The organism is Actinomadura fibrosa (assembly GCF_900659615.1).
Lineage (GTDB): Bacteria > Actinomycetota > Actinomycetes > Streptosporangiales > Streptosporangiaceae > Spirillospora > Spirillospora fibrosa.
Genome location: NZ_CAACUY010000276.1, coordinates 1 through 10711 on the forward strand (window position 1 = coordinate 1; position 10711 = coordinate 10711).

Sequence of the window (10711 nt, forward strand, 5' to 3'; positions counted from 1 at the left end):
AGCGCGGGCGGCGCGCTCGCGGCCGCGGTGGCGCTGCGGGCCCGCGACGAGGGCGGCCCGCCGCTCGCGTTCCAGATGCTGCTCTACCCGGTGCTGGACGACCGCATGGAGACCCCCTCGATGCGGGCCTTCACCGACCCGCCCCTCTTCAACCGGACGGACGCGGCGCACATGTGGCGGCACTACCTGGGCGGGCGCGCGGACGTCCCGGCGTACGCCGCCCCCGCGCGGGCCGCCGAGGTCGCGGGCCTGCCGCCCGCCTACATCCTGGCGGCCGAGATGGACCCGCTGCGCGACGAGGCCCTGGCCTACGCGCACCGGCTGATCCTCGCGGGCGTCCCGACCGAACTGCACCATGTCCCGGGCGCGTGCCACGGGTTCGACGGCATCCTGTCGGCACGGATCGGACGGCGGGCGTTCGCGGAGCAGCGGGCCGCCCTGCGCCGGGCGCTGCACCCGGCGCCGGGTGCGGCTCCGGACTCTGGACAGCCCTCCGACTAAGTGATTAGATGACTTTACTTCTTGGAGCGAGGTGGCGATGTCACAGGATGTAGCCCGTCCCAGCCTGGCGGACGCTCTGACCGAGCGGATGCTGGAGCTGATCAGGTCGGGCGGCCTGCGCCCCGGCGACCGGCTGCCGTCGGCGCGGGAGCTGTCGCGGCGCTTCGCGGTGACCACCCCGACGCTGCGCGAGGCGCTGCGCCGGCTGGAGGCCACCGGCGCCGTCCAGCTCCGGCACGGCTCGGGCATCTACGTCGGCGCCGACATCGAGCGCCTCGTCATCCCGAACCCCAACGTCCGCGCGCTGGAGAGCGACCGGCTGCTGCACCTGCTGGACGCGCGGCTGCTGATCGAGCCGCCGCTGGCCGCGCGGGCGGCCCGCCGCTCCGAGCCCGCCGACCTCGAACGGCTCCGCGGCGTCCTGGACGAGGCGGCCCGGCACCTCGCCGGGACGCGGCGCGACGGCGCGGCGGACGCCGGCCCCGCGGAGGCCGCCGCGCTGGAGACCGCCGCGCTCGAAGCCGAGGCGCGGCTGCACGAGGCGAACATGGCCTTCCACCGGACCACGGCCGGGGCCGCGGGCAACTCCGTCCTCTGCGAGGTCATCGACTCGCTGCTGTCCGTGCACGCCTCCGAGCAGCGCGAGATACAGCGGCTCTTCGACGACCGCACCCGCGACCACGAGGAGCACCGGGCGATCCTCGACGCCATCGAGCGCGGGGACGCGGACGCGGCGGAGGAGCTGATGCGGGCCCACCTCGCGGACGTGAAACGCGTGATCGAGCAGCGGCTCGCCTGAGGCGGCCGCGCACCCACCCCCGATGAAGGAGGCCCACCATGCTGTCGTCCAAGCGACTGCGGGCTACGGCGCTCACCCTGGGCGCGCTGCTGATCGCCACCGGCTGCGGGTCCGGCGGCGGCTCCGGCGGGAGCAAGTCGGAGCTGAAGCTCTACAACGACAAGGGCGCCTGGAAGCCGTTCTTCGAGCAGATGGGCGCGCTCGGCAAGCAGCAGACCGGGCTCGGCATGAAGCCGGTCGGCTACACCGACGAGCCGACGTACACGGCGTTCATCAAGAGCTCGTTCCGCACCAACGTCAAGCCGGACCTGTTCACTTGGACGACCGGCGGCCGCCTGGAGGAGATCGTCAAGCAGAACCAGGTCGCGGACACCTCCGCGATCTGGACGGACGCGATCGCGAGCGGCGACCTGTCGGAGAGCCTCAAGAAGTACTACACCGTCGGCGGCAAGCAGTACTGCGTACCGCTGAACACCGCCTACTGGGGCATGTTCTACAACAAGAAGGTCTTCGCGAAGTACGGCCTGAAGCCGCCGACGACGTGGGCGGAGCTGGAGAAGGTCGCGACGACGCTGAAGTCGAAGGGGCAGGTGCCCTTCAACCAGACGACGCCGACGTCGCTGTTCTCGTTCGCGTGGTTCGAGCAGCTCCTCGCCGGGACCGACCCCGACCTGTACGAGCGGCTGTCCACCGGCCAGGCGTCCTACACCGATCCCGCCGTGGTGAAGGTGATGGAGCGCTGGAAGTCGATGATCGACGCCGGCTGGTTCAGCGACCCCGGCGACAAGGCCGACCCCGCCGACCACTTCAAGTCGGGCGACGCCGCCATGGTCATCAGCGGGACGTGGTTCAACACGAGCATGACCCAGCGCGGGCTGAAGCAGGGCACGGACTACGGGTTCTTCTTCATCCCGAACGTCGAGCCGTCGCTGCCGAAGACCTCGCTGGTCTTCGAGAGCGGCCCGCTCTGCTCGCTGCGCAAGGCCCCGGACCCGGAGGCCAGCACCAAGTACCTCAAGTGGTGGATCACCCCCGCCGCCCAGGAGAAGTGGGCGAACGCGCGCGGCGACGTGTCCGGCAACCCGAAGGTGAAGGTCGCCGACCCCGAGCTGGACAAGGTGACCAAGCAGGCGGCGGGGCCCGGGAACCGGCTCGTCCTGCGCTACTTCGAGGCGGCGCCCGCGCCGGTGCTCACCGAGGCGCTGAGCGGCTTCGACGGCTTCCTCAACAAGCCCGACACGTACATGAAGGTGCTCCAGAAGATCCAGAAGGCGAACGAGGAGTACTGGAAGACGCACAAGGCCGGAAGCTGACCCGCCGATGAGCAAGGGTTTCGCGCTGTACGGCAGGTTCCGGCACGTCTACGTCTCCCCGGCGCTGGTGTTCGTCGCCGTCCTGCTCTACCTGCCGTTCCTGTGGACGGCCTACCTCAGCTTCACGACCTACGACGGGCTCGCGTCGCCGGTGTTCACCGGTCTCGACAACTACCGGCGCCTGTTCGAGGACGACGCGCTCCTCACCTCGGTCCGCAACACGCTGCTGTGGGTGGTGGGCACGGTCGTCCTGCCGGTGGGGCTGGGGCTGCTCGTCGCGGTGCTGTCCTACGACCTCAGGCGGGGCTCGTGGTTCCGGCTGCCGTTCCTGCTGCCCTACGCGATGTCGGGCGCGGGCCTCGGCGTGATCTGGGGCTTCATCCTCCAGCCGGACGGCATGGCGAACCAGATCCTGACCTTCCTCGGGATGCCCGGGGGTGACACCGCCTTCCTCCAGGACGGCCCGCGCAACACGTTCGCGATGATCGTGGTGTGGACGTGGCAGCAGCTCGGCGTCAACATGCTGCTGTTCGTCGTCGGGCTCCAGTCGATCCCGAAGGCGCCGATCGAGGCGGCACGGATCGACGGCGCGTCCGGCTGGCGGCTGTTCCGGCACGTGATCTGGCCGCTGATGCGCCCGATCACCACGGTCGTGTTCGGGCTGGCGCTCGTCGCGGGCCTGAAGAACTTCGACATCGTCTGGGTGATGACCCAGGGCGGGCCCGGGCGGTCGTCCGAGACGCTGGCCGTCACCATGTACCGCGACGTGTTCGTCGCCGACGAGTACGGCTACGGGTCGGCGGTCGCGGTGCTGCTCACCACGGTCACGGGCCTGGCGTCGTACGTCTACCTGCGCCGCCAGGCCGGCAGGGAGGAGGCGCGATGAGCGCGCGGGACGCGGATGGAACGGTCCGGCGGGAACGGGCGGGCGCGGCCGGGATCGCGCGCCGGGCCGTGCTGGCCGTGCTCGGGCTCGTCTGGCTGTTCCCGACGTACCTGATCGTGGCGAACGCGGTCCGCCCGGCGGACGACTACGACCCGTCCGACGCGGTGAAGCCGCCGTCCTCGATGGGCCTGTTCGACAACGTCTCCGCGGCGTGGGACCGCACCGGCGTCGGCGGCACCCTGCTCAGCACGCTCGCCTACAGCGTCGTGTCCCCGGCGCTCGCGGTGCTGCTCGGCGCGCTCGCCGGGTACGCGATCGTGGTGCTGCGGCTCCGGCACGGCTTCGCCTGGTTCGTGGTGATCTTCGCGGGGACCGTGGTGCCGTTCCAGATGCTGCTGGTGCCGCTGTTCGTCGGCTACAGCAAGGTGTCGCTGTACGACGACCACGTCGGGCTCGTGCTCGTCTACACGGCGATCAGCGTGCCGCTCGCGGCGCTGGTCATGCGGAACTTCTTCGGGAGCGTCGCCGTGTCGATCTTCGAGGCGGCGCGGCTGGACGGCGCGTCGACGTTCCGGATCTTCTGGCGGATCTACCTGCCGCTGTCCTCGGCGGCGCTCGCCGCGGTGTTCATCCTGGAGTTCACCTACGTCTGGAACGACCTGCTGTTCGGGCTGACGCTGTCGCAGTCGGAGAGCGTCCGGCCGGTGTGGGCGGAGCTGTCGGCGCTCACCACCGACGTCTACGCCGGGACGCCGGTGCCGATCGCGCTGGCCGCCGGACTCGTGGTCTCGCTGCCGACGGTCGTGCTGTTCCTCGCGACGCAGCGGCTCTTCACGCGCGGGCTCACGCTCGCCCAGCTCTAACCACCTCTTGAAGGGAGAGACGGCGGAACGATGACGAGTCGCCTGCTCCAGGCGAGCCTGGGCTCGCCCGACTATGACGGAATCCGCGCGGCGCTGCGGCAGGACACCTCCACCGAGGTCCTCGCGGTGCGCGGCCTGTCCGTGCGCGCCGCGGTGCTGCCGCTGTTCAGGCGGGACGAGGCCGGTGCGCTCCGCCAGGCCGTCCGGCTGACGCTGTCCGGCGCCGGCCGCCGGGTGGAGGCGGCGCTGAAGGAGGGCGCCGACGTGCTCGCGTCCGCCACCGCCGAGGGCGGCGCGGACGAGGAGACCGTCACGCTGCTCGTCCCGGAGGTGGAGGCGGCGCGGCGCGTCACGCTGGAGGTGCGCGACGCGGACGGGCTGGTCGGTGCGGCGCCGCTCGACGTCACGCCGCAGCGCAAGTGGACCGTCTTCGTCGTCCACCACTCCCACCTCGACATCGGCTACACCGACACGCAGGGCACCGTCCTCCGCCACCACCTGGACTACCTGGACGCGGCGCTGCGCCTGGCGAGGGAGACCGACGGGCGGCCGGACGACGCGCGGTTCCGCTGGTCGGTCGAGTCGTCGCTGCCCGCGCTGCGCTGGCTCGCGACCCGTCCGGACGACCAGGTCGCCGAGTTCGCCGCGCGGGCCCGCGCGGGCGACATCGAGGTGACCGCGTTCCCGATGCAGCTCCACACGGAGGCGTGCTCGACGGAGGAGCTGTACCGGCAGCTCCGCTTCGTCGAGCACCTGCGGAGCGCGTACGGCATCGAGGTCCGCTCCGCGATGCACACCGACATCCCGGGCGCCGTCGTCGGGACCGTGGACGCGCTGAACGCGGCCGGGGTGCGGTACCTGGCGGCGGCGCACAACTGGGCGGGGCGGTCCGTCCCGTACATCACGGGCGGCGACAGGCTGGCCCGGCCGTTCCGGTGGCGGTCGCCGGGCGGCGGGGAGCTGCTCGTCTGGTTCACCGACACCCCGCACGGCATGGCGTACATGGAGGGCAACACCGTCGGCCTCGTGGACGGCTACGACCTCGCCGAGGACCTGCTGCCGCGCTACCTCGGCTCGCTCGCCGACCGCCCCTACCCCTACGGGCCCGGGACGTTCGGCTGGTACGCGGCGCCGGGCCAGGTCGGCGCCGCCAAGGACCCCGACCTCCTCGACGCCGTCCACCTGCGCGTCCAGGGCGCGCACGCCGACAACGCCGGGCCGTCGATCATGCCCGCCGACATCGCGCTGCGCTGGAACGAGACCTGGGCGTACCCGCGGCTGCGGACGGCGACCAACGCCGACTTCTTCGCGCACGTCGAGGAGCACCACGCCGACCGGCTCCAGGTCCACGAGGGCGACTGGACGGACTGGTGGGCCGACGGCCTCGGCTCCGGCGCGCGTCCGCTCGGGTACGTCCGCCGGGCGCAGGGCGTCCTGCGGTCCGCGGAGACGCTGCACGCGCTCGCCGACGAGCGCAGCGGCGACCGGACCGGCGCGCCCGCCGCGATCGACGCCGCGTACGACCTCGCCGCGCTGTTCGACGAGCACACGTGGGGCGCCGCCAACCCCTGGGAGGACGCCGAGGAGGGCAACGACTCCGGCGGCCTCCAGTGGACCCGCAAGTCCCAGGTCGGCTACCAGGCCCACGACGACGCCCTCGACCTGCTCCAGGCGGGCGCCGGGCGGCTCGGCGCGACGTTCGCCCCGTCCCCGGACGCGCTCGCCTCGTTCGTCGTCGTCAACCCCGGCACGGCCGCCCGCACCGACGTGGCCCGCGCGTTCCTGCCCCGCGACGTGGTCGCGCCCGACGTCCCGATCACGCTGCTGGACGCCCAGACCGGCGCGCCCGTCCCGCACCGCGAGGAGGAGGTCGACCCGGAGGAATGGCCGACCCGCCCGATCGGCCGCCACCTGGACATCGTCGTCCCGGACGTCCCCGGGCACGGCCACGTCCGCGTGGACGTCGTCCCCGCGGGGCCGGACGCTCCGTCGCCCGAGCCCGTGGACCTCGGCACCGGAGGGACGATCGAGAACGAGCACTACCGCGTCTCCTACGACCTGAAGGAAGGCCACATCGCCTCGGTCTTCGACAAGGCCGCGGGCCGCGAGCTCGTCAACGGCGACGCGATCGCCGGGTTCGGGCAGTACATCTACGACCGGTACGCGACGGCGCCGCACTTCAACCACATGTCCGGGCACATGCTGGTGCACGACAAGACGATGCTCGGCGACCGCGCCGTCGCCACCCACGCCACCGTCACCCGGGCGGAGCGGACGCCCGCGGGGGAGCGGCTCGTCATCGAGTCGCACGGCAAGGGCGTCGACTGGCTGCGCACGACGATCGACCTGTACGCGGGCGTGCCCCGCGTGGACGTCCGCTACCAGCTCGGCAAGCAGCCCACCGCGGCCAAGGAGGCGGTGTTCTTCGCGTTCCCGTTCGCCGTGGACGGGCCGCCCGCCGCCTGGGAGCTGACCGGCGGCGTCGGCGGCACCGGCGTCCCGAGCGTCCCGGGCTCGGCCGAGCACATGCGCCCGATCCGGCACTGGGTCGCGTTCGAGGACCCGGACCTCACCGTGGCGTGGGCGACGCTGGAGGCGCCGCTCGTCCAGTTCGGCTCCATCCACATGCCGTACGCGCCGTTCCCGCCGACCCTCGACCAGGAGGACGGCACCGTCTACTCCTGGGCGCTGAACAACATCTGGGACACCAACTTTCCGTCCCAGCAGCAGGGCGAGACGACCTTCCGTTACGCCCTCGGGTCCGGCCCGCCCGGATCGGGGCGGCGGCTCGGCGCCCGGACCGCCGCGGGCCTCACCGACCCGTTCGTGGCGACGCTCGCGACCGGCACGGCCGAGACCGCCGGGGAGCCCGTCGCCTCGGGCGCCTTCCTGGAGGTGGACGACCCGGACGTCCTCGTCACCTCCGTCGGCCGCGCGCGGGACGGCGAGGGCCTCGCCGTCCGGCTCCAGTCGCTCGCGGCGGGCCCGGTGGAGACCGCGCTGCGCGTGCCGGGCGCGACGGCCGCCCTGGTCAGCGCGGGCCTGGAGCGCGACCCGGCGGAGCTGCCCGTCCGGGACGGCGCGATGACGGTCCGGCTCCCCGCCTGCGGCGTCGCCACCGTCACCGTCCGCCTGCCGGCAGCGCCTCACCAGATCGGGGACGACCGCACATGAGGATCACCGCCATCCGCGCCACCACGGTCACCGTGCCGCTGGAGGCGCCGCTCCTGCACAGCAACGGCGCGCACTGGGGCCGCTTCGTCCGCACGCTCGTCGAGATCGAGGCCGACAACGGCCTCGTCGGCCTCGGCGAGATGGGCGGCGGCGGGGAGGGCGCGGAGGCCGCGTTCGCGGCGCTCGCGCCACACCTCGCGGGGCACGACCCGTTCGAGCTGGAGGCGCTCCGCTTCAAGATCGCCAATCCGACGGCGAGCCTGTACAACAACCGCACGCAGATGCTCGCCGCGATCGAGTTCGCCTGCCTGGACCTCGTCGGCCAGCACCTCGGCGTGCCCGTCCACGACCTCCTCGGCGGCCGGGTCCGCGACAGCGTCCCGTTCGCGTCCTACCTCTTCTACCGCTACCCGGGCGCCGGCGGATCGCCGGAGGTCCGCACGCCGGACCAGCTCGTCGAGCACGCCCGCGCGCTCAAGGCCGCGCACGGCTTCACCGTCCACAAGCTGAAGGGCGGCGTCTTCCCGCCCGCGCACGAGCTGGAGTGCTACCGGGCCCTCGCGGACGCGTTCCCCGGCGACCGCCTCCGCTACGACCCGAACTCCGTGCTCAGCCTCGACGAGGGGCTGCGGTTCGGCAAGGCGATCGAGGACCTGGACAACGACTACCTGGAGGACCCCGTCCTCGGCCTCGAAGGGCTGCGGCTCGTCCGGGAGCGCGTGAACGTGCCCCTCGCCACCAACACCGTCGTGGTGAACTTCGAGCAGCTCGCCGCCAACGTGCTGCGCCGCGGCGCGGACGTCGTCCTGCTCGACACGACGTTCTGGGGCGGCATCCGCGCCTGCGTGAAAGCCGCGGGCGTCTGCGAGACGTTCCAGATCGGCGTCGCCGTCCACTCCTCCGGCGAGCTCGGCGTCCAGCTCGCCACGATGCTGCACCTCGGCGCCGTCCTGCCGAACCTCACCTACGCCGCCGACGCGCACTACCACCACCTGGCGGACGACGTGATCGAGGGCGGGCCGATGGCCTACGCGGACGGCCGGATCGCCGTCCCGTCCGGGCCCGGCCTCGGCGTCCGGCTGGATCGCGACAAGGTCGCCGAGTACGCCGAGCTCTACAAGGAACTCGGCGGCTACCCCTACGACCGCGACCCCGGCCGCCCCGGCTGGTACCCGCTCGTCCCCAACGACCGCTGGGCCGACCCCGCCGCCCCCCTGCCCGCACTCGACTGAACTCGGACCTAACCTGGCCTTATGATTCGACCCGCGGTGTCCGACGATGTCCCTTCGATCCTTCGGCTGATCCGTGAGCTGGCGGAGTACGAGCGCTCCCTGCACGAGGTGAAGGCCACCGAGGAGCAGGTGCACGAGAGCCTCTTCGGCGCCGAACCCCGCGTCTTCGCCCACGTCGCCGAGCACGAGGGCGCGGTCGTCGGGTTCGCGATGTGGTTCCTCAGCTACTCGACGTGGGAGGGCGTCCACGGCATCTACCTGGAGGACCTGTTCGTCAGCCCGGACGTGCGCGGCCACGGGTACGGCAAGGCGCTGCTCCTCGAACTCGCCCGCATCGCCGACGAGCGCGGCTACGCGCGCGTCGAGTGGGCGGTGCTGAACTGGAACACGCCCGCCATCGGCTTCTACGAGTCCCTCGGCGCCCGCCCCCAGGACCAGTGGACGACCTACCGCCTCACCGGCGACGCCCTCACCAAGGCCGCCCGCGGCTGACGGCCGCGGGACCCGCCCGCCCGGGCGGGTCCCGCAGGACCGCTACCAGCTCTTCGGCTTGGTCTTCGTGTAGAGCCAGGCGTGGAAGAGGCCGTCCAGCTGCTTGTGGGAGATCTTCTCGGCCAGGGCGATGAACTGCTCGGTGGTGGCGTTGCCGTTGCGGTGCAGGCGCGTCCAGGTCTTCAGCAGGGCGAAGAACGCCTTGTCGCCGATGCGGCCGCGGAGGGCCTGGAGCGTCATGCCGCCCCGCCAGTACGGGGTGAGCGTGAACAGCTCGTTCGCGCCGGGGTCGCCCGTCTTCCGGTTGAGCCACAGCTCCTTGTAGTAGGTCCAGCTCTCCGGCTGCTTGTAGAGGTCGTCGAACGTCGCCTGCGCGGTGGGGCCGCCGTGCTGCTCGTCCCACAGCCATTCGGCGTAGGTGGCGAAGCCCTCGTTCAACCAGATGTCCTTCCAGCGCCGGACGCTCACGCTGTCGCCGAACCACTGGTGCGACAGCTCGTGGACGATCGTCGGCGTGTCCGGCTCGTAGCCGTAGATCGGGCGGCTCTGCGTCTCCAGCGAGAACGCCACGTCCACGCCGACCCGGATGCCGCCGGTGGACGCGAACGGGTACCTGCCGAAGACCTTCTCCTCCCAGTCGACCGCCTGGATCGTCTTCTCGTGGATCGTCTTCAGCTCGCTCGCGCGGTTCGGGGCCACGGCGGTGATGACGGGCACGCCGCCCTGCGTCCTGCCCTTCTGGACGGTGTACTTCCCGATCGCGAGCATCGCCAGGTAGCTCGCCATGGGGGAGCGCTCGTTCCACACGAACGTGGACTTGCCGCCCCGCGTCGTCTGCCCGCCCGGCTCGCCGTTCGACAGGACCTGCGTGCCCTCCGGGACGGTGACGCGGTAGGTGTAGGTGGCCTTGTCCTGCGGGTGGTCATTGCTCGGGAACCAGGTGGACGCGCCGTCCGGCTCGCAGACCACGTACGCGCCGTCGGGTGTCCTGATCCAGCCGAACGTCCCGATGTCGGGGCGCTCGACCGGCTTCGGGGTGCCCGCGTAGGCGACGGTCACGGTGAAGCCCGCGCCTTTGCGCAGGCCCTTGCGCGGCGTGACGACGAGTTCCTGGCCCTTGCGCGTGAACGCCGCGGACCGGCCGTCCACCTGCACGCTCTTGACGGTGAGCTGCTTGAGGTCCAGGTCGAACCGCGACAGGTTCTGGGTGGCCCGGGCCGTGATGCGGGCGGTGGCGGCGAGCGCGTTGGACGCGGGGTCGTAGTCGAGCGCGAGGTCGTAGTGGCGGACGTCGTAGCCGCCGTTGCCCTCCTCGGGGAAGTAGGGGTCGCCGCCACCGGGCGCGCCCGGAGTGAAGCCGGGGCCGTGCCCGCGCGCGGCGGCGCGGGTGTCCGCGGCAGCGGGGGCGGCAGCTGGGGCGAGCAGGGCCGCCGCCGCGAGCAGGGCCGTGG

General features: G+C 72.3%; 9 protein-coding genes. 8 read left to right on the forward strand and 1 reads right to left on the reverse strand.

Annotated elements, in window-relative coordinates; translation table 11 throughout:
* Positions 1-27 precede the first annotated feature (27 nt).
* From E1300_RS42545 to E1300_RS42580, 8 genes are read left to right on the forward strand one after another with little or no spacing between them, the layout of a single operon-like run.
* Positions 28-501, forward strand: coding sequence for an alpha/beta hydrolase fold domain-containing protein (locus E1300_RS42545; protein ID WP_370785860.1), 474 nt, complete (start codon positions 28-30; stop codon positions 499-501).
* Positions 502-538: 37 nt separating this feature from the next.
* Complete coding sequence (locus tag E1300_RS42550) at positions 539-1300, forward strand: FadR/GntR family transcriptional regulator (RefSeq protein WP_131762960.1); 762 nt, start codon at positions 539-541, stop codon at positions 1298-1300.
* A gap of 38 nt (positions 1301-1338) precedes the next feature.
* Positions 1339-2613 (forward strand): ABC transporter substrate-binding protein, encoded by a 1275-nt coding sequence (locus E1300_RS42555; protein WP_242619753.1) that lies wholly within the window; start codon positions 1339-1341, stop codon positions 2611-2613.
* A 7-nt stretch (positions 2614-2620) separates the two neighbouring features.
* Entirely contained in the window at positions 2621-3499 is an 879-nt protein-coding gene (locus E1300_RS42560; RefSeq protein WP_131762961.1) for a carbohydrate ABC transporter permease, read from the forward strand.
* Positions 3496-4362 (forward strand): carbohydrate ABC transporter permease, encoded by an 867-nt coding sequence (locus E1300_RS42565; RefSeq protein ID WP_131762962.1) that lies wholly within the window; start codon positions 3496-3498, stop codon positions 4360-4362. The genes E1300_RS42560 and E1300_RS42565 overlap by 4 nt, the downstream gene beginning before the upstream one ends.
* Positions 4363-4392: 30 nt before the next feature.
* Entirely contained in the window at positions 4393-7536 is a 3144-nt protein-coding gene (locus E1300_RS53635; protein ID WP_131762963.1) for a glycoside hydrolase family 38 N-terminal domain-containing protein, read from the forward strand.
* Positions 7533-8768 carry an enolase C-terminal domain-like protein gene (locus tag E1300_RS42575; protein WP_131762964.1) on the forward strand — a complete coding sequence of 412 codons (1236 nt, stop codon included), beginning with the start codon at positions 7533-7535 and terminating at the stop codon, positions 8766-8768. Before E1300_RS53635 ends, E1300_RS42575 begins: the two co-directional genes overlap by 4 nt.
* A gap of 21 nt (positions 8769-8789) precedes the next feature.
* Positions 8790-9260: a GNAT family N-acetyltransferase gene (locus E1300_RS42580; RefSeq protein WP_131762965.1), complete on the forward strand. Its 471-nt coding sequence runs from the start codon at positions 8790-8792 to the stop codon at positions 9258-9260.
* 42 nt (positions 9261-9302) lie between these two features.
* On the opposite strand, the gene E1300_RS42585 is transcribed toward E1300_RS42580, so the two are convergent.
* Positions 9303-10711, reverse strand: a 1409-nt coding sequence (locus E1300_RS42585; protein ID WP_306440697.1) for a M1 family metallopeptidase, incomplete at its 5' end; no start/stop codon positions are given.

What these genes read in the sequence shown, in the direction of transcription:
- E1300_RS42550 (WP_131762960.1), top strand. Translation starts at nt 539, where the DNA reads ATGTCACAGGATGTAGCCCGTCCCAGCCTGGCGGACGCTCTGACCGAG.
- E1300_RS42555 (WP_242619753.1), top strand. Translation starts at nt 1,339, where the DNA reads ATGCTGTCGTCCAAGCGACTGCGGGCTACGGCGCTCACCCTGGGCGCG.
- E1300_RS42560 (WP_131762961.1), top strand. Translation starts at nt 2,621, where the DNA reads ATGAGCAAGGGTTTCGCGCTGTACGGCAGGTTCCGGCACGTCTACGTC.
- E1300_RS42565 (WP_131762962.1), top strand. Translation starts at nt 3,496, where the DNA reads ATGAGCGCGCGGGACGCGGATGGAACGGTCCGGCGGGAACGGGCGGGC.
- E1300_RS53635 (WP_131762963.1), top strand. Translation starts at nt 4,393, where the DNA reads ATGACGAGTCGCCTGCTCCAGGCGAGCCTGGGCTCGCCCGACTATGAC.
- E1300_RS42575 (WP_131762964.1), top strand. Translation starts at nt 7,533, where the DNA reads ATGAGGATCACCGCCATCCGCGCCACCACGGTCACCGTGCCGCTGGAG.
- E1300_RS42580 (WP_131762965.1), top strand. Translation starts at nt 8,790, where the DNA reads ATGATTCGACCCGCGGTGTCCGACGATGTCCCTTCGATCCTTCGGCTG.